Annotated in this window: 21 protein-coding genes and 1 riboswitch; of the genes, 4 read left to right on the top strand and 17 right to left on the bottom strand. The window is 61.3% G+C overall.

Annotated elements, in window-relative coordinates:
- Nucleotide 1: 1 nt before the first annotated feature.
- Genes FO488_RS14565 through trmB form a run of 4 tightly spaced genes read right to left on the bottom strand, consistent with a single transcriptional unit; the run spans nt 2 to nt 3699 of the window.
- On the bottom strand, nt 2-1237 hold the full coding sequence (locus FO488_RS14565) for a putative nucleotidyltransferase substrate binding domain-containing protein (RefSeq protein WP_149211223.1): 1236 nt from the start codon (nt 1235-1237) through the stop codon (nt 2-4).
- Nucleotides 1237-2763, bottom strand: coding sequence for a cation acetate symporter (locus FO488_RS14570; protein ID WP_149211224.1), 1527 nt, complete (start codon nt 2761-2763; stop codon nt 1237-1239). Before FO488_RS14570 ends, FO488_RS14565 begins: the two co-directional genes overlap by 1 nt.
- Nucleotides 2764-3108: a DUF4212 domain-containing protein gene (locus FO488_RS14575; RefSeq protein ID WP_149211225.1), complete on the bottom strand. Its 345-nt coding sequence runs from the start codon at nt 3106-3108 to the stop codon at nt 2764-2766.
- Between the two features lie 27 nt (nt 3109-3135).
- Nucleotides 3136-3699: a tRNA (guanosine(46)-N7)-methyltransferase TrmB gene (trmB, locus tag FO488_RS14580; RefSeq protein ID WP_149212205.1), complete on the bottom strand. Its 564-nt coding sequence runs from the start codon at nt 3697-3699 to the stop codon at nt 3136-3138.
- A gap of 280 nt (nt 3700-3979) precedes the next feature.
- On the opposite strand from trmB, the gene FO488_RS20155 reads away from it, so the two are divergent.
- Genes FO488_RS20155 through hflX form a run of 3 tightly spaced genes read left to right on the top strand, consistent with a single transcriptional unit; the run spans nt 3980 to nt 6853 of the window.
- Nucleotides 3980-4270 (top strand): hypothetical protein, encoded by a 291-nt coding sequence (locus tag FO488_RS20155; RefSeq protein ID WP_240731970.1) that lies wholly within the window; start codon nt 3980-3982, stop codon nt 4268-4270.
- A 59-nt stretch (nt 4271-4329) separates the two neighbouring features.
- Entirely contained in the window at nt 4330-5100 is a 771-nt protein-coding gene (locus tag FO488_RS14590) for an enoyl-ACP reductase (protein WP_149211226.1), read from the top strand.
- Nucleotides 5101-5131: 31 nt separating this feature from the next.
- The gene (gene hflX, locus FO488_RS14595; protein ID WP_240731972.1) at nt 5132-6853 is read left to right on the top strand and encodes a GTPase HflX; all 1722 of its coding nucleotides are present in this window, start codon (nt 5132-5134) and stop codon (nt 6851-6853) included.
- On the opposite strand, the gene FO488_RS14600 is transcribed toward hflX, so the two are convergent.
- Nucleotides 6834-7493: a YceH family protein gene (locus FO488_RS14600; RefSeq protein ID WP_149211227.1), complete on the bottom strand. Its 660-nt coding sequence runs from the start codon at nt 7491-7493 to the stop codon at nt 6834-6836. The two genes, hflX and FO488_RS14600, sit on opposite strands and share 20 nt — an antisense overlap.
- Before the next feature lie 197 nt (nt 7494-7690).
- On the opposite strand from FO488_RS14600, the gene FO488_RS14605 reads away from it, so the two are divergent.
- Entirely contained in the window at nt 7691-8833 is a 1143-nt protein-coding gene (locus tag FO488_RS14605) for a phosphotransacetylase family protein (RefSeq protein WP_149211228.1), read from the top strand.
- Between the two features lie 221 nt (nt 8834-9054).
- Here FO488_RS14605 and FO488_RS14610 read toward each other — a convergent pair whose 3' ends face one another.
- The 12 genes from FO488_RS14610 to FO488_RS14665 form a co-directional block, all read right to left on the bottom strand.
- Complete coding sequence (locus FO488_RS14610; RefSeq protein ID WP_149211229.1) at nt 9055-9498, bottom strand: DUF4304 domain-containing protein; 444 nt, start codon at nt 9496-9498, stop codon at nt 9055-9057.
- Nucleotides 9499-9510: 12 nt separating this feature from the next.
- On the bottom strand, nt 9511-9630 hold the full coding sequence (locus FO488_RS20700; RefSeq protein ID WP_149211230.1) for a hypothetical protein: 120 nt from the start codon (nt 9628-9630) through the stop codon (nt 9511-9513).
- Nucleotides 9631-9640: 10 nt separating this feature from the next.
- Entirely contained in the window at nt 9641-10585 is a 945-nt protein-coding gene (locus FO488_RS14620) for a transposase (protein WP_149211231.1), read from the bottom strand.
- Nucleotides 10586-11464: 879 nt separating this feature from the next.
- Entirely contained in the window at nt 11465-12046 is a 582-nt protein-coding gene (locus tag FO488_RS14625) for a nicotinamidase (RefSeq protein WP_149211232.1), read from the bottom strand.
- A gap of 2 nt (nt 12047-12048) precedes the next feature.
- On the bottom strand, nt 12049-13476 hold the full coding sequence (locus FO488_RS14630; protein WP_149211233.1) for a nicotinate phosphoribosyltransferase: 1428 nt from the start codon (nt 13474-13476) through the stop codon (nt 12049-12051).
- Between the two features lie 254 nt (nt 13477-13730).
- Nucleotides 13731-15350: a methyl-accepting chemotaxis protein gene (locus FO488_RS14635; protein WP_240731974.1), complete on the bottom strand. Its 1620-nt coding sequence runs from the start codon at nt 15348-15350 to the stop codon at nt 13731-13733.
- Nucleotides 15351-15468: 118 nt separating this feature from the next.
- Nucleotides 15469-16695: an EAL and HDOD domain-containing protein gene (locus FO488_RS14640; RefSeq protein WP_149211234.1), complete on the bottom strand. Its 1227-nt coding sequence runs from the start codon at nt 16693-16695 to the stop codon at nt 15469-15471.
- Nucleotides 16696-16720: 25 nt separating this feature from the next.
- Entirely contained in the window at nt 16721-17215 is a 495-nt protein-coding gene (locus tag FO488_RS14645; RefSeq protein WP_149211235.1) for a chemotaxis protein CheW, read from the bottom strand.
- A 37-nt stretch (nt 17216-17252) separates the two neighbouring features.
- Nucleotides 17253-18878, bottom strand: a complete 1626-nt coding sequence (locus tag FO488_RS14650) for a methyl-accepting chemotaxis protein (RefSeq protein ID WP_149211236.1) — start codon at nt 18876-18878, stop codon at nt 17253-17255.
- Nucleotides 18879-19033: 155 nt separating this feature from the next.
- Nucleotides 19034-19114, bottom strand: a riboswitch (cyclic di-GMP riboswitch).
- Nucleotides 19115-19235: 121 nt separating this feature from the next.
- On the bottom strand, nt 19236-19457 hold the full coding sequence (locus FO488_RS14655; protein ID WP_240731976.1) for a SlyX family protein: 222 nt from the start codon (nt 19455-19457) through the stop codon (nt 19236-19238).
- Nucleotides 19454-21562 carry a 5-histidylcysteine sulfoxide synthase gene (gene ovoA, locus FO488_RS14660; RefSeq protein ID WP_149211238.1) on the bottom strand — a complete coding sequence of 703 codons (2109 nt, stop codon included), beginning with the start codon at nt 21560-21562 and terminating at the stop codon, nt 19454-19456. The genes FO488_RS14655 and ovoA overlap by 4 nt, the downstream gene beginning before the upstream one ends.
- A gap of 310 nt (nt 21563-21872) precedes the next feature.
- On the bottom strand, nt 21873-22304 hold the full coding sequence (locus tag FO488_RS14665) for an archease (RefSeq protein ID WP_149211239.1): 432 nt from the start codon (nt 22302-22304) through the stop codon (nt 21873-21875).
- Between the last annotated feature and the right edge of the window lie 14 nt (nt 22305-22318).

Consider the following 22318-nt stretch of genomic DNA (forward strand, 5'->3'; position numbering starts at 1 on the left):
GCTACTCTTCCGTCCCGTTATAGACGACGACCGCCAGGCGCTGGACCGTGGCGACGGTCTCCAGCGCATCCCTGAACATGCCGCGGGTATCCTCGTCCAGGCTCGCGACGTCCAGGTAGAGGGGCGCCCCATTGTTCCGGGCCGGAAAGAACTCACGCTCCCGCATCAGGCGCAGTTCGTTCAGGGTATGCCATGACTGCAGCAGGCGCTCGGCGGTATCCACGTCCAGCGCCTGGCGGCCGAGCAGCACCCGGATACGCCGGGGGGTATCGGGGGCATCGACCCGGTGGATCAGGGCCAGGGCGGCGACCGCGGCCGAGAGCGGCAGCAGGGCATGTTCGAACAGCCGGAACATCCCCCGGTGCGGGCCGCTCTTTTCCAGACGCCACCCGCCCATGATCCCGAGGCCGTTGGACAGCCCCAGCAAGCGGGCGACAAGATCGCCCATGGCGCGGCGGCTCTGTTGCAGGTGCGGCAGCACCAGTTCGCGGAATTCCCCCTCCTCCCCCCCGGCGGAAAAAAGGACATCGTGATCGGACAATCTGAGCAGTTCGACCAGTTCCTTCTGCGTGCCCCGCGCCAGCCCCTGCTCCAGGCGCTGGTCCCACTGCGGCAGGCTGCCCCGCCACTGGGGATGCACCGGGGCGATGTCGCCATCGACCCGCAGGCCGCAGGCCCCAAAGCCCTCCAGGAGAAGACGGGCATACCGGAAGCCCGCTTCCGGGTCGCCGCCGTCGTCCCGGCCAAAAACCAGCGCCAGTTGCAGCGGACAGAGGGGGGAAAACTCCCGGCGGCCGGCCGGCCCGACAGCTACGAGCCTCGTGTCGTGCAGCCCCCCGGCGGCCGCCCCGAGCTGGTGCAGGGCATAACGGTGTAAGGAACCGGCCAACCCGTGCAGGAACAGCGTGCTGAGCTGGTAAAAGGCCACTGCCGAGCCGTAGCGGCCGACGTGATCGTAGAGCCCGGCATAGAAGGCGGTGCACAGTTCCCCGAGGCGTGCCGGGTCCGTGCCTGCCGCCGCCTCGGCTGTGAGGCGTTCGAGGCGCGCCACCCGCTCGTCGTTTTCCCCGGCGAGCGCTTCAAGCTCCCGGCAGGCCTCGTCGAAGAGCCGCTCCGCTTCCTCGGAGCGGCAGGAGGCGCTCCGCTGCAAAAGCGCCTGGCGGAAGGCGGCGCCAAACTCCCCGGCCGCCCGCCAGGTGCTGATGTCGCTCCCCTTTGCCGTGGCCAGAACCGCCATTACTCCTCCGCAGTGTCGTGTACGTTGCGGGCCAGAAACAGCTTGATCCCTTCGCCCGGCGGCGGGGTCAGGAGCGAAACCGCCACCATGACCAGGATGACCAGCGGCGCGCCCAGGAAGGCCGATGACGTGGCGGGGGGCAGTACTGAAAGAAGCGGCAGGACGCCCGCCAGCAACGGGGCGAAGGTGATCGCGACCCCGGCCAGCATGCCGCTGATGACCCCGGCGGCATTGGCCCTCCCCCACCAGATTCCCAGCAGGAAAGCCGGGAAGATGGTATTGCCGGCCAGGGCGAAGGCCAGGGCCGCGATCTCGGCGATCATGCCCCACGGCCTGAGGGCCAGCGTCATGACGATCACCGCCAGGACCAGAAAAAAACCTTTCGCCGCGAAGACCTTGTCCGTCTCGCTGGCATTCGGCCTGATGAGGCGGGGATAGATATCATAGGAAAACGAGGCCGAACCGGTCAGAAGCATGCCCGCCACCGTGGAAAAGGCGGCGCTCATGCCGCCGGCGGCCAACAGGCCGATGCACCACGGGGGCAGGCCGCTGTAGCGGGCGGCGGAAAGCACCGCCATATCCGCCGCCATCGGGTCGGAACCGTTCAGCGCGATGCCGCCGCGCGCCTCGAACAGCCGGGCCAGGACGCCGTAGGCCGGGGCCGACCAGTAGATCAGGGCTATGAAGAACAGCCCCCACACCACCCCCCAGCGGGCATCCCGGATGGAGGGGACCATGTAGAAACGGGAGAGGACATGGGGCAGGCCGGCCGTGCCGAACATGAGGGTAAAACAGAGCGCCAGCCAGCGAAAGGGGGTCACCGTGGCAAACGGCTCCGACCAGGCGAAGCCGAATTGCTGCTGCAGGTCCCTGATGGCGGCGCCGTAGCCGAACTGGGGGAGTATCCAGAAATACCCCAGTTTGCGGACCATGAGCATGAGCGGCAGGATAAAGGCCGTGATCAGCACGAAGTACTGCAGCTTCTGGTTCCGCGCCACCCCGAGGGCGCCGGACACGACCACGAACCCCACCACCAGCGCGGCGCCGACGATCACCGCCGGGGCATAGGCGATGCCGAACAGCCACGAGACGATCAGGGCGATGCCGCGGAACTGGGCGACGCCGTAGATGATGGTGATGCCGATGGCGATGAGCGCCGCCAGGGTGCGCGCCACCTCGGATTCATAGCGGAAGCCGACGAAGTCCGGGGCGGTGTACTTGCCGAAGCGCCGGATCTGGGTGGCCATGAGCACCAGCAGCAGGACGTAGCCGCCGGTCCAGCCGACCACAAAGGCCATGGCGTAGTACCCCGTGAGGTAGAACATGCCGGCCAGCCCCAGAAAGCTGGCGGCGCTCATCCAGTTGCTGGCGATGGCGGCGCCGATGCCGATCCGCCCGGTGTACCCCCCGGCGACGCCGTACTCCGAGGCCTGCCTGCTGCTGGTGCGCAGTCCCGAGACAATGAACAGGGCAAACATGCCGACGACGATGGCCAGGGGCAGAAGCTGCACCGCGGATTCGGACATTTACTCATCCTCCCGGTCGCGGCGGATCCGGAAGCGCAGCGCGCCGTCCAGGCGGCGGGCCGCATGGCGGTCCATCCAGATGTTGAAGAGCACGCAGAGAACGATGAACCAGAGCGGCAGCACCTGGCCGGTCAGCCAGAAGTGGATCGGGAGGTTGAAGAAGGTCATCTCTTCGAGCAACAGTTCGGAATAATTGATTTCCAGCAGGTAGACGCACGCCTGGATGCCGACGATGGCGGCAAACCAACCGGCCAGGACCAGCCGGATGACCCGGACCTCGCCGCGCATGGCGGTTCCCCGCGGCCTGAAAAAACTGATCTCCCTGTCCGTACTGGGCTCCCCCATGGCGTTACCCCCGTTTGCAATGCCCTGTTATGAAACCTTGCGGTAATGGATAAAGTAGATCTGCTTGCCAGCATCCATGAATTTTAGCATATATTTGGAAAGCGGATACCCCTCCAGGGCATGCCGATAGGGATCGGGAGCCAGCACGTTGGCGAATCCGGGCATCTCCGGCATGAAGCGGGCCACATCCTCGCCGTAGTCGTCGAAGTCCGTGGCAAAATGGAAATCGCCGCCGGGCAGCATGAATTCCGCCAGATAGCCGACGAACTCTCCGTTGACCAGCCGCCGCTTGCGGTGGCGTTTCTTGGGCCACGGATCGGGGCAGTTGATGACCACCGCCTGCAGCGACCGGCGCGGGATGCAGCGCTCCATGAAGGAACGCGCCTCGGCGCGCACGACCCGCACGTTGTCCAGGCCGGCCTTGTCCACCCGCTTGGAGGTCTTCAGGCATCCCTTGTTGTAGTAATCCACGGCGATGAAATTCCAGTCGGGGTGCAGTTGGGCCATCTGGGCCACGAAATGCCCCGTACCGCAGCCGATCTCCAGCGCCAGCGGGTTGTCGTTGCCAAAGATCTCGTTCCAGGCCGGCATGGAAGCCAGCGATTCCGCGTCGATAAATCGGGGGGAGGTTATGGGAATAAGCGTCACGCATTCACCTTTTCTGGTAGTAAATCGTTTCAATTTACCACATCTCACGGCAATTTTTCATCGCTTTTTGCTCCCGGGGGCAAAATAGCCGCGCCGGCGGCGACAACAGTGGCCGGACAGCGTTCCTCCGCACTTTTTTCCTTAGTTTCCGGACGGAAACACCTTAACATTTCCCCTATGCTGTGGTATAAATATGCAGCTATTATGCAGTATCGGAGAATACATGGAAATATTTGGCGGTTTCATGGTAATGATGAGCATTATCGGCTTCTTTTTGGCGGTTATCTGGCTCATCATGCCGTTCGTGGTGTTCGCCATCAAGGGCAAGCAGGACCGCACCCTGGACGTGATGGAGCGTATCGAAAAACGGCTGGCCGAGGTGGAAAACCGGCTGGCGACGCTCCAGCAGGTTGGCCGGCCCGCCGCAGCCGAGACTATTCCGCATGTTACGGCCCCCGTAGCGCCGGCCCAGGACCGGCCCGACGACGTACCCGCCTCCTCCCCCCTTGTCTGATTACACGTTGTATTGTACATATTCATCACCGCACCAATAAGAATCGGAGGACATGACAGATGCCGCTGCTGCAGGGCAAAAAAGTACTGATTTTCGGGGTAGCAAACGAAAAGAGCATCGCCTGGGCCATTGCCCGGGCTTTTCATGAGCAGGGGGCCGAACTGGCCATCACCTATGCCGGCGAAGCGATCGAAAAACGGGTCAGGCCCCTGGCCGAATCGGTGAGCGCCGCGGCGGTCCTCCCCTGCAACGTCACCAGCGACGACGACATCACTGCCGTCTTCACGGAACTGGGCAAAAGGTGGGACGGCATCGACATCATCATCCATGCCGTGGCCTTCGCCAACAAGGAAGAACTGAAAGGCACCATCGTCAATACCACCCGCGAGGGGTTTGCCACCGCCATGGACATCAGCGTCTATTCCTTCCTCGGCATACTGAAGGCGGCCCAGCCGATGATGCAGGGGCGCAATGGCGCGGCATTGACCCTTACCTATCATGGCGCCGTGAAGGTCTTCCCGAGCTACAACGTCATGGGCGTGGCCAAGGCCGCCCTGGAGGCGTCCGTACGCTACCTGTCCGAGGCGCTCGGCCCCGAAGGCATCCGCGTCAACGCCATCTCCGCCGGCCCCATCCGCACCCTGGCCGCTTCCGGCGTGAACGGCTTCATCCACATACTCAACCACGTGGAGTCCAAGGCCCCCCTGCGCCGCACCATCACCCAGGAGGACGTGGCCCGTTCCGCGGTCTACCTGTGCAGCGAACTGGCCAGCGGCGTGACCGGCGAGATCCACTACGTGGACGGCGGCTACAACGTAATCGGCCTATAACGCAAGGCCGGGCACGGGCGGATAGGCGCCTGTGCCCGGCTTTCTCCGGAGCCTTCCCATCAAAGAACCTTACGGCAATCTCGCAGGACTCAAACAGAGCCAGATCCAGGCACTGGAACGCCTCTACCGGCGGCGCGTCCCGCCGGCCGAATTCTGCTCCTCCGAACTGGCCGCCCGCCTCGTCGAAATCTCCTCCGACATCCGCCGCCAACTCGGCATCCTGGTCAACCGCCAGGGCATGGTGGAGTACGTCGTCGTGGGTGATGAAAAGGGGCTCGTCATCCCCGAACTGCGGGACTACCCCCTAGGCAAGCATCCGCTGCGGGGCCTGCGCCTCATCCACACCCACCTCAAGCACGAACCGGTCAGCGAAGACGACATCACCGACCTCGCCCTCTTGCGCCTCGATCTCCTGGCCGCCCTGCTCTTCACAGCGGAACGGCACCAGATCTCGGCCCAGATCGCCCATCTTTCCCCGGCCCACGGCGGCCCCTCCACCGTTACCGGCCCTGTCGCGCCGCTTGAGCGCATCGACCTGGACTGCAGCCATTTCTTTGCCGAGCTGGAAGCCGACCTGGAGCGGGCCGCGCGCACGACCGGCCGGGGCGGCGAGGCCCTGGAGCGCGCCATCCTGATCTCGGTCACCACCAGCGGGACGCGCCAGGAGGCCGAGGACTCCATCGCCGAACTGCGCGAACTGGCCAGGACCGCCAGCATCGAGGCGCTGGACACCTTCATCCAGCGCCCCCGCAAGCTCAATCCCCGCTTCCTCATGGGCGAGGGCAAGATGCGCGACGTGGTCATCCGCGCCCTCCAGAGGGGCGCCACCATGCTGGTCTTCGACCAGGAACTGACGCCGGCCCAGATCCGCTCCATCTCGGCCATGACCGAACTGAAGGTCATCGACCGCAGCCAGTTGATCCTGGACATCTTCGCCCGCCGGGCCAGGAGCCTGGACGGCAAGGTCCAGGTGGAACTGGCCCAGCTCAAGTACCTGCTGCCGCGCCTGACCGGCCGGGGGGTGCAGATGTCGCGCCTCATGGGGGGCATCGGCGGGCGCGGACCGGGCGAGACCAAACTGGAGACCGACCGCCGCCGCATCCGCGACCGCATCGCCAGCCTGGAGCGGGAGCTGAAGGAACTCTCCCGGGGCCGCGACCAGCGCCGCCGCCAGCGGGTCAAGGCCGGCGTGCCGATCATCTCCATCGTCGGCTACACCAATGCCGGCAAATCCACCCTGCTGAACGCCCTGACCCAGAGCGAGGTCTTCACCGAAGACCTGCTCTTCGCCACCCTGGACACCTCCACCCGCCGCCTGCGCTTCCCCCGGGAACGGGAGGTGATCATCACCGACACGGTCGGCTTCATCCGCTCCCTGCCCGCGTCGCTGCTGGGCGCCTTCAAGGCCACCCTGGAAGAGCTGCAGGACGCCGACCTGCTGCTGCACGTGGTGGACGCGGCCAACCCCCGCTTCGAGGACCAGATCGCCCAGGTGCGGGCCATCCTCGCGGAACTGGGGCTGGGGGACAAACCGGAACTCCTGATCTTCAACAAGTCCGACGTCCTGAACGACCTGAAGAAGAAGGACACGGTGGCCTTCCTCAAGGTGCGCCAGGTTGCCCGCACCACCGGTGCCCTGACCATCTCGGCCCGGGACCGCAAAAGCCTCGCGCCGCTGGTCGAGGAGCTACAGCGGCGCTTCTGGCCGGCAGAACAGGCCGAGTGGGACGCAACTACTCAAACTGCGCCTTGAACTCCTCCACCGCCTGCCGCAGGGCGGCTACCTCGGCCCGCAGCAGGGCCACCTCCCCCTCCAGCGCCCCGATCCGTTCCTGCTCCGCCGTCACCCGCTGCCGGGCCGCTTCGGCGGGCAGAGCCCCCTCCTCCGGCACGGACTCGGGCTCGCCGCTGAAAAGCTGGGCGTAGCGGGACTCCTTCCGCCCCGGTTGCCGGGGCAGGCGCATCACCAGGGGCGTTTCCCGCTCCGTAAGCTCCCGCAGCACCTCCTCCACCGCGGCCAGGTCGGCAAAGGGATGCATCCGCTCCCCCCTGGTGCGCAGCTCGCCCACGGTCTGGGGACCGCGCACCATCATTTCGCAGACAATGGCCAGTTCGGCCGCCACCAGCCCCAGCTTTTCCGCCAGGATATGGCGATATTTGGGCACCCGCCCGCCGTCGGCCGCGACCACGGCCAACTGCTTGAAGCGCAGGCCGTCCAGGGCGCGCACCACGTCCTCCTCGGCCAGGGCCATGATCGGGTCGCGGTTCGACTTCTGGTTGCAGGCGTTGGTAAGCCCGTTCAGGGTGAGGGGATAATACTCCGGCGTGGTCAGCTCCTTTTCGATCAGGCACCCGAGAACCCGCACCTCCACACTATCCAGCAGATTATCCATGAAAAGCTCCTTTCGCGCAGCGCATAACCACGTGCCGCCACTATATCACGATGCGCGCGGCCGGGCACCGGATTTTGCCGGCCGCACGCCGCAATCTGTATACACGTCTACAGGTATACGTGATTGGTAATGACGCAGCCGGCCGCTATACTTATCATGTTATACGTATGTCTTGTGCGCTCAGGGAGTATTCGTTCATGTGCAAAAAGCTCTTCATTGCCGCCACTGGCCAGCACTGCGGTAAAACCACCATCAGCCTCTCGCTGATGCATCTGGCGCGGCAGCGGTATGAACGGGTCGGCTACATCAAGCCGCTGGGGCCGAAATGCTTTGAATTCGGCGGCGTCGTCGTGGATAAGGACGCGGCCCTGATGGCGCAGGTCTTCGGCATGGAGAGCGAGATCGCCCTCATGTCGCCGCTGGTCATCGGCAAACACTCCACCAAGAAATTCGTGGACGGCGAGCTGTCCCGGGAATGGGCCATGGAGAAGGTCGTCACGGCCTGCCGGGAGCTGGAATCGCGCTACGACCTTCTGCTGATCGAGGGGGCGGGGCACGGCGGCGTCGGTTCCGTCATCGGCCTCAACAACGCCGACGTGGCCAAACTGCTGGATGCGCCGGTCGTGATGGTGGCGGGCGGCGGCATCGGCAACGTCATCGATTCCGTGCGGCTCAACCTGGCGCTGTACGAGCAGGAAGGCGTGGATGTGCGCATGCTGCTGGTCAACAAGCTGCTGGCGGAAAAGCGCGCCTCGTCCCTTTCCTACCTGGAGCGTTATTTCGAGAGCAAACGGATTCGGGTCTGCGGGGCCTTCGATTATTCTCCGGTCCTGGCCAACCCGACCCTGCACAGTATCGCCAAGCTGCTCGAACGGCCGCTGATGGGGGACCCGGGCAAAAAACTGCGCATCATCCACAACTTTCAATTGGGGGCCGCCTCTTCCCAAAAGGTCATCGACAACCTGCGGGAATCGACCCTGCTGATCTCGACCAGTTCCCGCGACGAACTCCTGGTCACCCTCTCGTCGCTGTACAACATCCCCTCGTACCACAAGCTGATCGCCGGGATGGTCATCCCCGGGCACGCGCCGGTGTCGGCCATTACCCAACGGATCATCGACGACAGCGGCATACCCTACATCCGCATCGAACAGACCACGGCCGAGACCTTCACCGCGCTGAGCGGCCATGTCTCCAAGATATCGGCCGAAGATACCGAAAAGATCTCGCTCATAACCAGCCAGGCCGAGAAGGTCATCGACTTCGACGCCATCGAGACGCTTCTCGAAATCGGCGCGCCGCCGGCAATCGACAAGATGCCCCTTGCCCGGGCGGCGTGAGGAGATACCCTGTAATTGAGAAAGGCGGCCAAGCGGTCGCCTTTTTTATTTAACAGATCAAAGCATACCATCATATTTGAATTTTGGAGACCTGCCCCCTTGTAAGTTCCCTGTAGAATGTAGACCTGACCCTTATAAGTTCTCCTTATTGAGGAGATCAACCTTGGTCTCGTTGTCAGTCAGAATCACAAGCAATCCTCATTATTGGCGTCTTCACAATTTTAACTCAAACTAAAGTGCTTTTTGATACGTAAAGGTACTAAATTTAGGTTTTGCATTTTCATGATTTCATTTAACAGATCTGATTCAGTCTCTACATTTTGTGTAACTGCTAATAAAATATCTTCAATGTAATTACTAAGTTCAAGTTTGCGTTGCTCATCATTAATATTATTTTCAAAATTTAGAAGTTCCTTTATTCTATTGTTTTTTTCTAAAACATTGGAACCAAATCCATAACTAATATGCATTCGCAAACTACCAAGTTCGATTTTTTTGAGAATAAAACCATAGTCCAAATAATATGAATTACCGTATAATGATCTCTGCAAATCAACAACTTTCAACAAATCATTGCTTTCACCAAACCATTTGTTACCTTTTTTTTTAAAACCATATTGTGTAAGTATTTCATTTAAAAATTTAATAAATTCTTTATGTTCCATATTTGTGCCTCTTCAATAAAGATCTAGTACAGTCTTCCACTCGCCGCCAAATTTTTGTTCAAATGCTTTTTGGTATTTATTTAGTTGGTTCAGTCCTTGTCTTATCGATCTAGGATTATTTAATACCCTCAAAGGGTCAGGTCTACATTCTACACATTTTCAACCTACCCGTTATTCTCTCCACTACTTCCCTTAGTTTCCTATCGCCTTCCAGTTCTCTGGCAAACCTCCTGCTTGCTTCACTTATCCCGGTATCGCGCACGTTGAATCGCTCGCCTAGTTCCCGAAGTCTCATGCCGCTGTATTTGTGGCAAAGATGAATGCTTGCCCGTCGAGCGAGCTTTATGTCTTCGCCAAATTCGGCTTCCACATCTTTTATTATCTGTTCCGGTGTAGGTCGCATGGCAAATTGCCGCAGCACTGGAATATCCCTGTCTTCTTTCCCTTTGAGATGCGTCGCGGCTATTTCCTCAACAAAAGTCGGGCTCCCCAATATTGATGCGCCTATGGCTCCCCTCAAAGGACTCTCGTATTCCTTGCCAAGCCGGTCTTCGACAAAGGCCCGATACTTTTTGTGCGCATCCGCGTTCTTTTTCCCAAAACAACCGAGGATGAATCCGGTCTTCAGCCATTCAGGCGGCTCGCTTTCTCCGCAATAATCCCGATAACTTGACCACTGGTATTGTTCCGGCCTCTCGACGATTCCCACTCGCACTGGATTCAGGTGAATATAACGGGATAGTTCCGCTGCATAATCATCAGCTTCAACAAGGATTGCCTTGTATCTTCCCTGAAACAGATGCCCCGCCCTCTTCCTCTTGACGTTGAAGTAGGTGGTGTATGCGCCGTTTATGTGCCTCATGATCTGAGACAGGTTCCCTCCGGGCGTTTCCAGCAACAGGTGATAATGGTTGCCCATCAGGCAATAAGCATGAATCACTGCGCCATACCGCTCTGTTGCTGTGGCCAAGTAGACAAGAAACTTTTCCCTGTCCCTCTGGCTCTTGAATACGTCCTTCTGCTCGTTGCCTCTCGATGTCACATGGTAAAAGGCACCCGGATATTCGATCCTTAATGGTCGTGCCATTTCACTCTCCTTTGATCGCTAGAGTTTCCTCCTATTCTATCAAAGAAATATGTAGAATGTAGACCTGACCCTTATAAGTTTTATTTGTTAAAATATTTTTCTATATTATTTTCATACATATATTCTAGCATCTTATTAGCAATGATATATCCTATAGGGTAGCCTAGCCTTAAGAAGTACAACAAGTAGTATTTAAGTAACTTATAACCAACCTTAAGTTTATATATAATACTAAAACATATAATCAAATGAATAATTCCAAACAAACAACAAAATTTATAAAATAACTCTGAATTTTGACCACCACTTTTTCCAGTCAAAGGTATTGAAAAGATTAATAGCGAAGTACCTAAGAAATATAAATATGCAAACAATTTTACTGGAAAAAAAATGTGGTCATTTCTCATATTTAATAGTGCTCCATATGTACAGAGTTCCCTTATAAGTTACCCAGCCAGAAAACTAACATGAAGTCAGGTCTCCAAAACTCAAATTTTAAATGACACTCTCCAAGGGCCAGCTCTACATTCTACATATTTTCAACCGACCCTTTAACACCACCGATCCCTGTGCACTTGTCCCTTGCCCTTCTACACCCCGCAAACTCAAATTTCAACGTAAAATCAAAATGTTAATAAAATTAACATAAAACGTTCACCCCTCTCAACCTTCTGTTTTCACATAAAAAAAGGCCCCAAAACCTGCTTGGGAGCCTTTCGTTGTATCATTTTGATGCAGAAAAAATTGTATCAATGAGGACGCTTACTTACAAAAAACAACGGAACGGTGACCAAAACAAAGGCACTGTTTGTCTTCACCCTTTGCCAAAGGGGGGAACCGGCGCCAACCTGTTCTTTGGGGTATCGTCGTCCTGGGGCACTATATCCCGTCAACCGTGGCAAAACGCACCCCGGCTTCCGCCATCTCCTCCAGGGCCCGGGCCGAGTCCCCCGCTTGCAGCTCCACCCCTGCCACGCAATCCGTCAATACCGTCACCGTGAGGCCCGCCCGTACGGCATCCAGGGCCGACGAACGGACGCAGTAGTCGGTGGCCAGGCCGCCGACGTAGAGATGGCCCACTCCCAGAGCGGCAAGGCACGCCCCCAGGGTGGCCCCGTCTTCGCGGGTCCCCTCGAAGGCCGAGTAGCTGTCGCTGTCGGGTGCGGTCCCCTTGGAGATAACCGTCGTGCCCGGCGGCAGGCGCAGAGCGGGGTGAAAATCGGCCCCCCGGCTCCCCTGCACGCAGTGAGGCGGCCACATCCCGCCGTACTCCTTGAAATGCCTCGTCACGGCGGGATGCCAGTCGCGGCTGGCAAATACCGGCAGCCCGGCCTCCCGGAACCGTTCCGCGGCCCGGCTGAGCGGTTCCGCCACCCGGTCGCCGTCCGGTACGCCGAGCGCCCCGCCGGGGCAGAAATCGTTCTGCACGTCCACGATCAAAAGCGCACTGTCCCGTTCCACGGCTATACCCCCCTTTTGCTCACTTCGCTGATGAGACGGCAACGCAGTTCATTCAGGCGGGGGGACACCGACACCTTGTAGCGGTGGGGGTTGATGAAGCGCAGGCACCCCTGGGGCAGCAGGGCCAGCTCGCGCCGGCAGCGGGCGGCCATGGCGGAGAGCGGCTCCCCGGCAACCGTGCGGCGCCCCTCTTCCATGACCACGCCGCGCAGATCGGACAGCCGGGCCCCCTCGGGAAGGATCTTGTGGTGCAGCGGGTTGGTGGGGTCGTAGACCGTCTCGCCCGGTTGCAGGTCATCCTCATCCAGGCAGATCACATCCTGAATGAACGCGCCGTCCGGCCCGGTTGCCCGCAGGAGGCGCTTCTTCCCCGGCAGGGTCGCCTTGGCCATGTCGCTGGTCACCTTCAGCTTGGGCTGGTCATCGACCCGGACCAGCTTGTAGACCCCGCCCAAGGAGACGCCCCCCGGCCCGGAGCAGGTCGCCAGCTTGGTGCCGACCCCGTAGACGTCCACCCGCCCCCCTTCGTTGCGTATGGACTCGATCACGTATTCGTCGAGTTCGTTGGAGGCGACAACGCGGGCATCCGGGAAGCCGGCCTCGTCCAGCATGCGCCTCGCCTCGCGGGACAGGTAGGCCAGGTCGCCGGAATCGATGCGGATGCCCCGCAGTTCATGGCCCTGTTCCCGCAGTTCCCGCGCCACGACGATGGCGTTGGGCATGCCGCTCCCCAGGGTGTCGTAGGTGTCCACCAGCAGGATGGTGGCGTCGGGGAAGACCTTGGCATAGGCGCGAAACGCGGTCAATTCGTCGGGAAAGGCCTGGATCCAGCTATGGGCATGGGTCCCCCGCACCGGCAGGCCGAAAGCCATGCCGGCCAGGACGTTGCTGGTGCTGCCGGCCCCGCCCACGCAGGCGGCCCGGGATGCGGAAAGCCCGCCGTCCGGCCCCTGGGCGCGCCGCAGGCCGAACTCGATCACCTCGGCCCCACCGGCAACGTGGCAGATGCGCGCCGCCTTGGTCGCCACCAGGGTCTGAAAGCTGATGATGGTGAGGAGCGCCGTTTCCACAAGCTGGGCCTCCGCCAGGGTCCCCTCCACCGTCAGCAGCGGCTCGTTGGCAAAAACCACCGTCCCCTCCGGCGGCGCGGTCACGCGCCCGCGGAAACGGAAGTCGCGCAGGAAATCGATGAACCGGGGGCGAAACAGGCCGAGTCCCGTCAGGTAGGCCAGCTCTTCGTCGGAAAAGCGCAGGCTCTCCAGAAACTCCAGGGCCGGTTCCAGCCCGGCAAATACGGCATAGCCCCCCTCGAAGGGGTTGGCGCGGAAAAACAGGTCGAAGACGGCCCGCTTGTCCGCCATCCCCTCGTCCAGGTAGCCGGCCAGCATGGTCAATTCGTACAGATCGGTCAAAAGAGGTGAATAGCGCATGATGCTTCTCCCGGGATGCGGCGGTATGGCGGACGGCAGGGGGCCCGTGCACGGCACCTGCCACGTAAAGTATACCATGGTGGTGTCCCCGGCAACCGGCTACCATAACGGAAAAGGGAGATGCGGAAATAATCCCGCAACCCCCTTTGGCCGTGTGCTACACAACGTACATACTTTTTGTTCCCGCGTCAAGAGCACCCGGGAATGCCCGGGGCGTTTTCTTCCGGCCCCGGCTACCGCCGCACGCGGTCGGCTTACGTCACCTTGAACTGGCTGACCATGCGCTGCAACTCCTCCGACATGGCCGACAGGCTCTTGGCCGCTTCGGCGGTCTCTCCCGCGCCTCGTGACGTTCTTTGCACGACGGCGGTTATCTGCATCATGTTGCTGCTGATCTCGCCGGTCGTGGCGGTCTGTTCTTCCGCCGCGGTGGCGATCTGGTTGGCCTGGGTGGTAACGGCGGTGATCTGCTCCAGAATATCCTCAAGCGCCCTCCCCGAACGGCCGGCCTCCTGGGTTCCCCGCTCGACCTCGCTGTTGCCCTCTTCCATGGCGGAGACGGCGCTTCTGGTCTCGTTCTGGATGGACTTGATCATGTCCGAGATCTCTTTGGTTGCGCGGGTCGTCCGCTCGGCAAGCGCCCGGACCTCATCGGCGACAACGGCAAAACCGCGCCCCTGCTCGCCGGCACGGGCCGCTTCGATGGCGGCGTTCAAGGCCAGAAGATTCGTCTGGTCGGCGATATCTTCGATGGTCCCGACGATGGCGCCGATCTGGTCGGAGCGTGAGCCAAGGGATTCGACGGTCTTAGCCGCGCTTTTGACGCGTTCCGCTATCGAGCCCATGACGGCAACCGTCGCCTGCACCACGCCGGAGCCCTCCACGGCGGCATCGTTGGCGCGCTGGGCGCTCTCGGCCGCCAGATGGCAGTTGTGGGCAATATCGTTGGAGGTCGCGGCCATCTCCTCGCCGGCGGTCGCGACGGTGCTCGCCTGGGCCACCACCTCCTCGGAGCCTTCCGCCATCAGGTGCGCCGTGCTCATGAGCTGGGTGGAAGCCGAAGCGACCTTGCTGGCATCGGTGACGAGTTGCAGCATGATGTCCTGGAACCTGCCGACAAAGTCGTTGAAATGGGCGCACAGTTGCCCCAGTTCATCCCTGCTCTCGTACGCGACGCGGCGGGTCAGGTCCCCGTCGGCGATATGGGTAATGGAAGCGACGATCTCGCCCAGAGGCCGCCTGATGCTCCGGGTGATGGCCAGGGCGGTCAGGAAGCTCAGGACGAGGGCCACGGCCCCAAGGCCATACATCGCCGTCATGGCCGTCTTGCCGGCATCCTTGGCGCTCGCCACGCGCAGGTCCACCCGCTTTTCGTAAAAACCGAGCAAGGCGTTGGCGGCCTGGGTCGTCCGCCTGATTGCCGCCTCCCCCTCGCCGTTCATCAGGGTTTTGAACTGGGGGCCGTCACTGGCCAGGGCCGCCGCCGTAAGCTTCTTGTTGACCTCTATCTCGGCGTCGAGCGCCTGCTTGAGTTCCCCGAGCAGTTTCTTGCCATCGGGGGTCTTGGTGTTTTTATCGACAATGTCCATATTCTCGCGATATGTTTTCCGGTATTCCTCGATCCGGGCGCTGAGTTTTTCCCGATCCGCGGGGGTATCGGCCAGGATCAGCCCCTTGATGGCTTCATCGATATTCTTGAGGCTCAGTTGCACCTTTGCGGTCCTGTCGCTCAGGTCGCTGACCCGGTTGACGTTTTCGAGCTGGTCGGCACTCTTGTAGAGACCGTTGACCGCCGTGGCGATCACGATGACCAGCAAGAGCGAACCAATACAAAATCCCGTTTGCAGACGGGTTCCAATAGTCAGATTCTTCATTGTGCTACCTCCTTGGATGTGGCTCAGCGCCAATAACATTTCAATTTCTGCAGCTTACCGGCATGGCCCGCTGGCAAGGCATGTCCCACGCCCATGGCGCCCCTGGGGCCTTCCTGCGTCACTCCGCCCCCAAGTGCCAGTTGAAGGCCTTTCTCTGGCAGTCCAGCACCGACAGGAGCGGGATGCCCAGCACCTCGAAGCATTCGGCCGCCTCGCCGAACTCGTTCGCCTCCAGCATCCTGGCCAGGGAGAGGAGCACCGTCATCTCCCCTTTGCGGTCCGCAAGGGCGTTGCGGATGTCGTCGGAGAGCCCCAGCCCGGACACCACCTCGTCCACGGGAATCTCGTACACCTCTTTCAGCACCGAGAGGATGCCCACCATGAACGCTTCGTCGGGGGAACAGCTCCCGACGCGCGGCGGCGTCCGGGCCAGCTCTTCCATGAAGGTGGCGCGGGCCACCGCCAGGTGCATGACCGGGTTGTCGGCGCCCTGGCGGCCGTCGCCGGCAAAGAGCGCTATCTGCACCCACCGCTTGAGCTGCTGCCGGCCGATGATGGTCAGGGCGTGGCGGATGGTGCGGATCTTCTCGTGCAGGCCGACGGACACCGAGTTGACCAGCATGAGGAGTTTGTAGACCAGGGCCGGGTTTTCCTTGAAGGTGGCCTCGATCTCGTCGGTCTCGGCGCCGCTGGACAGTTGCTGCATGAGGGTGAGGAAGCCGGAGAGGGCGTTTCGTACCCGTTGTTTCTGGACCAGGGTGGGACGGGCGAAGAAGTATCCTTGGAACAGTTCCATGCCCAGGCTGCGGCAGCGCAGGAAGACGCCCCGGGTTTCCACCTTTTCGGCCAGCAGCCTGACCGGGTAGCGCCGCAGGCGCTCCACCATGGCGGGGAGTTGGCCGAGGGGGGTCCTGACCAGGTCGATCTTGACCACGTCCACCAGGCCGTCGTAGAGAGGCTCGAAGGCCGGGCTGTACTCGTGGTCGTCCAGGACCAGCCGGTAGCCCCGTGATTTGAGCGCCCGGCACCGTTTGACGATCTCCGGGTGGGGTTCGACGGTTTCCAGCAGTTCCAGCCCGATGCGCTCGGGGGGGAGCAGTTCGATGACGTCGCTCATGAGGAGTTCGGTATCCACGTTGATAAAGCCGTGCTGCCCCCCCAGGAGCGCTTCGATGCCCATGGCGGAGACGGTGGCGACGATTACCTGGGAACTGGCCCGCAGGGAGCTCGAGAACCGGGCGGACGCGATCGATTCCGCCGACCTGAAGAGCAGTTCGAAGGCCTCGACCTCCTCCCGCACGTTCAGGATCGGCTGCCGGCCAATCAGATATGCTTCGTCGTACATTGGTTTCCTCCGTCCGGTTGGGCGGTCAGCACTCGCCGAGGTACTCGCGCTCGGTCCGGGAGAGCATTTTGTCGGGGTCGAGCAGGATGAGCATGCGGTCGGCGCGGTTGACGACGCCGACGATGAATTCCTGTTCCATGCCGCCGCCGGTCACGCTGGGGGGCGGCTGGATCTCGCTGCCGGAGATGCGGATCACCTCCGCCACCGAGTCCACAATGAAGCCGGTCAGCGTACCGGCGATGTCGATGACGATGATCCGGGTCTGGCTGTCGCTGGCCGTCTCGGCCAGCCCGAACCGTTTGCGCATGGACATGATCGGGATCACCTTGCCCCGCAGGTTGATGATCCCCTCCACGTAGGGAGGGGTGTTGGGCATGTGGGTGATGGCGGTCATGCGGATGATCTCCCGCACCTTCAGGACCTCCACCCCGTACTCCTCGTTGAGGATGGTGAAGCTGACCAACTGGGCCAACTCACCCACTCCGCCGCCCCCTGCCACCGGTACCAGTGCGTTCGACATTCCTTCTCCTTTCGACCTTTCGACGGTCGTCACCGTTCTAAGCGAGCTTGAATTTAGCGACAATTTCCTTCAATTCCACGGCCAGCTTCGACAGCCCGCTGGCAGACGCCGACGTTTCCTGGGCGCCCTGGGCGGTCTGTTGCACAACCTGGCTCATCTGATGGATGTTATTACTGATTTCATTGGTTGTGGCGGTCTGCTCCTCGGCGGCGGTGGCGATCTGGCTCACCTGCATCGTCACCGCGTTGACCTGGTCGAGTATGGCCTGGAGCGCCGCGCCCGACCTGGCCGCCTCGGCGGAACCGCTCTCGACCTCGCGCACCCCTTCCTCCATGATGCCGACGGCGCCTTTGGTTTCGCTCTGGATGCTTTTGATCATGTCGCTGATCTCTTTGGTGGCTTTGGTCGTGCGCTCTGCCAACGCCCTGACCTCATCGGCTACCACCGCGAAACCGCGCCCCTGATCGCCGGCCCTGGCCGCTTCGATAGCGGCGTTGAGCGCGAGGAGGTTGGTCTGGTCAGCAATGTCCTCAATGGTGCCGACAATCGCGCCGATCTGGTCCGAGCGCGCCCCGAGGGTGTCAACGGTCCGCGCCGAAGCCTGGACCTTCTCGGCAATTCTGCCCATGACATCCACGGTGGACTTTACGATACCCGCCCCTTCGATGGCCGAGCTGCTGGCCTGGTGCGCCCCTTCCGCAGCCCTGTTGCAGTTCTGGGCGATGTCGCCGGAGGTCGCCGCCATCTCTTCTCCGGCCGTGGCCACCGTGCCGGCTTGGGCTGCGACCTCTTCGGAGGCCGTGGCCATCTGCTCGGATGCGGCATGCAGCTGTGTGGCGGCGGAGGCCACTCGATCGGAGGTACCGGCCAGATGGCCAATAATGCTTTGCAGATTCTCGACCATCAGCCTGGCCGATCCATTGAGCTGCCCGATTTCATCCTTGCGGTCAACGGCAACGACGACATTCAGGTTTCCATCCGCGATCAGGCGGTTGACCCTCACCGCCTCGGCAAGAGGCGCGGTGATGCTGAGGGTGATGACGAAACCGATCAGGCCTGCGGCGCACAGGGAAACCACGAGGGTTGCAATCATGATCCCTTCAGCCCCCTTGTAGGTTTTCTCCACATCATCGCCTGCCTTGACCAGTTCCCTGGCCTGGTATTCGATCATCTTGCCCACTGCGTCGAAGTAGGCCTTTTGCAACGGCCGAAGCGTCGTGATCAGGGCCTGCCCCGCCTCTGCCTTGTTATCCGCTTCGATCTGGGAGATGATCTCCTTTTGGGCCTGAGCGTAGGCGGCCCGGCTCTCCCTGATCGCCTGCAGCATGGCCTTTCCTTCACTACCGGTGATCGTCCTGGCAAGCTTTTCCAAACAGTTCGTGACCGCTTCCCGGGACGCGTCGATCCGCTGGAGCTCCTTTTTGATCTCGGCGGGATCGCTGAGGATGACGGCGTTCCGCAGGGAACGGGCCACCACGTTGATGTGGTTGTTGATCTCATTCAGGAGAACCGCCTTGGGCCACCGGTCGTCCGTAATGACGTCAACCTTTTTGTTCATGCGGCCGAAGCTGGTCATGGCGATCCCGCTGATCACGACCATGAGCAGAAGCATCACCGAAAATCCCAAAGCCAGACGGGTACCGATCTTAAGATTCGAGAACATGGATACTGTCCCTTTCGTCGGCCGACGCTCGTTCCGCAAAATTCCGGAGCTGCTTCCGACAACCTGTATGATCTCTGCTGAAGTTCGCCACAAAAAAAGGCCCAACCTTTACGCAAAGGTGGGCCTTGTCACAATAAGCCTGATTATTGTGTCACTTCGGCGGCCCCTCTATCCAACACCATGTTGGACAGGTAGCTTTGCGTCGCCAGGTCACCCTGGTTTTGCCTCTTCGATGAGCTTAACTAACCAATAGAGAATACATTATGAAAATTTCGAAAGCAAAATTGTATACCACTAATCTGCGGGGCAATCAATTATAAATATCTTATCGTCGGCACGTTATGCCGTGTCCCACCCTCAGTAATGGGGCGGCGGTTCCTCCTCCTCGTCGCTGCGGTTGATGGAGGGCGCCAGCAGGCGAAGCTGTTCGCGAATCAGGCTCTGTTCCCGTACAAGCCGCTCGATGGTCAACTCCTGGCGACAGACCGTGTCGTTCAATTCCTGAATGGTGTGTTCCTGCTGCATGAAACGCAGCTCCAGTTCGATAATCCGTTCCTTCATGGTTTCCTCCGATGTCATGTCAACTCCCATATAGTCATTTCGGCAATGGTGTGCTGGAACTTGCGCCGGGTTTCGCGGATCACGAAGGGGACGTCGCGCGGTTCGCCCACCATGCGGAAACGGGGGGCAAGTGCCTTGCGCAGCCCCTCCAGCGAGGTCACGTTCTCCCCTGCATCCCTGTACCCCCCCAGCCATTCTTCTTTTTTTGTGAACTCCTCCAGCCAGGTGTAGGGGGAGGTGATCACCAGCACGCCGCCCGGGTTGAGGCGCTCGTGGATGGTTGCGAGGAAACGGCGGGGCGAGTAGAGCCGGTCGATCAGGTTGGCCGCCAGGACCAGATCGTAGCCGGTGAATTTTTCCGGCAGGTTGCAGGCGTCGGCCTGGTAGAACTCCACCCGATCGCGCGCGCCCTCCAACCCCAGGTCGGCCAGGCCGACCTCGTGGAACGAGAGGATCTCCCCCTCCTCGGGGAAGGCGTAGCGCAGATGCCCCTCCTCCTGCATGCGGGCCGCCAAACGGAAGAAGCGGGTGGAGAAATCCAAACCGGTTACCCGCTGAAAGCCGCCCCGGGCCAGTTCGAAAGAGGCCCGCCCCAGGGCGCACCCCAGGTCCAGGGCCCGCCCCGTGGCGCGCCCCGCCATGGCCTCCAGGCAGAGCCTGGCGCAGGTCGCCGGAAAATTGGCCACGCCGAACCGTTCCGCCCCGTAATGGGCGTCGCAATACTGGGCCGTCAGGGTATCGGTCTCGTACTGGTCCTGGTGCACCTCCACCGGCGCGGCGCTCTCCACGTAACGGAACCCGGCGTGCTGGAAGAAGTGCCGGCGGAAGGCATAGCGCGCATCCCGCGTCGCCTCGTTGCCGGTGGCTATCCACGACCCTCCCTTGATCAGGTTGTGGCGGGTATCGAAGGTGGGGGTGGAGAAGTCGTCGTACCAGGGATGAATCCGGAAACCGTGGAAGGGGTAGATGGGGGTTTCGGTCCACTGCCACACATTGCCCACCACGTCGCAGAAATCGCCGAAACGGAAGCGGTCCACCGGACAGGAGGACGACCACTGTTCCAGATTGATGTTGCCCGGCGCCTTCTCCCACCAGGGCTGGTCCGGGATGGCGCACACATCCCTGAGCCGGGTCCATTCGTCCTCGGTCGGCAGGCGGATGGGGAGGCCGGTAGCGGCCGCCTTCCAGGCGCAGAAAGCCTGGGCCTCCAGGCAGTTTACCTCCACCGGCCAGTTCCAGGGGAGGTCGATCTCCGAGGCCATGGTGCGCAGCTTCCAGCCGCCGGCGTTGTTGATCCAGAAGAGCGGGTGCTCGGCCTGCCGGAACTGGCGCCACCCCCACCCCTCCTCGGTCCACCACTGCCGTTCCCCGTAGCCGCCGGCCCGGACAAAGGCCAGGAACTCCCGGTTGGACACCAGGTATTGGGAGGCCTTGAACCCGGCCACCGCGGCCTCGTGGCAGCCGTACTCGTTGTCCCACCCATAGAGCGGATGATCCAGGGGCTTGCCCAGGACCACCCTGCCTCCCGCAACCTGAAGCAGCCGGTTTTCCGGCGGTTCCCCCGCCTCGTCGCAGATCGACCAGAGGGGAAGCTGCACCACCTGGTCGATGGGTAGCTGGCGGATCAGCACCGATGAGGTCTCCAGGTGGATACGCTCGTGCTCAATGCCCATCATGACCGCCCAGAACGGATCTTCCCAGGTAATGGGCAGCTTGAGCGGCAGGCGGCGGATCAGGCCGTCCACCAGTTCCCGCGCCTTATCGCGATACTCCTTGACCGCCTGCCGGGTCGGCCAGTCGTAATGGGTGGCATCCAGGTCGTCCCAGGACATCTCGTCCACCCCCACGGCGAACAGGGACTCGAAACCGGGGTTGATGCGGGTCTCGATCGCCTTGGCGATGGTCAGCTTGTTGATGAAGAAGGTGGCGGTATGGCCGAAGTAGAAGATCAACGGGTGCCGCAGCCGGTCGGCCCGCAGGTGGAAGGTGTCGTCGTACCGGAGCGTCTCGTAGAGTTTTTCGTCGATGTCGAACGTCTTGTGGAAATAGTCCAGGATCTCGGCCCGTTTCTGCTCCGGGTCACCCTCGTTCAGGATGGTGGTGCGGGTATTCTTAAGGTCCATGGCGTGTCCTCTCTATTCAATGACGGGAGATGGAAAGCGCTGCGTGTTGGGCAGTATACCCCAAGAAAGACGAACGGCAAGCGATGCAGCCTGATTGAAGGAAATAACCTGAATCCGTGAGGCCGGAATACCGCAGTGTTCGGAAGAGCCGGAGCCCGCACGTCGCCCCTGTCGTGGCACGTCACTCATGCTGCCGGCCCTCCGATGGGGTGCCGGCATCTTCTGAGAGGCAAAGGCTGAGGCCTTCCGGGCACTGTGGCATGGAGGCGTCACGGATTCAGGAATAACATGTCTGCCATGTTACGCAGGCCTACACGTCCAGCACCACCACGGCGCGCCAGATTCCGGCTTCGCAGGCGACCCGCAAGCGGTGCAGGGTGACCGCCTTGACATCCACCACCAGGGGATGGCGCCGCCGGTCGATCCGCTCGCCCCGCACGGCCGAGTCCAGCCGGAAGCGGCCGCCATTCTCCGCAATCCGCACCTCATCCGGGTGTAACAGCAGTTGCCGCGCATCCTTGAGAAAGACCAGCTCCTGCAGGAACGAGAAGAGCAGCAGGTCCAGCTCCCCCTCCTCCAGGGCGATGGCGGCATGTTCCCGGCGCTCCACGGCCCCGGGATCGTGGACCATGGTGTGCAGGAGGGCCTCCGCGCCGGCGGCAAACAGCTCTTCCCGCGTCGCCCCCCACGCCTCGAAGGCCACGTCGGCCGTGGCGATGTGATCCAGGAACCGGTAGGGCATGGCCGGAGAGCCCC

It is taken from the genome of Geobacter sp. FeAm09 (genome assembly GCF_008330225.1).
Classification (GTDB): Bacteria; Desulfobacterota; Desulfuromonadia; order Geobacterales; family Pseudopelobacteraceae; genus Oryzomonas.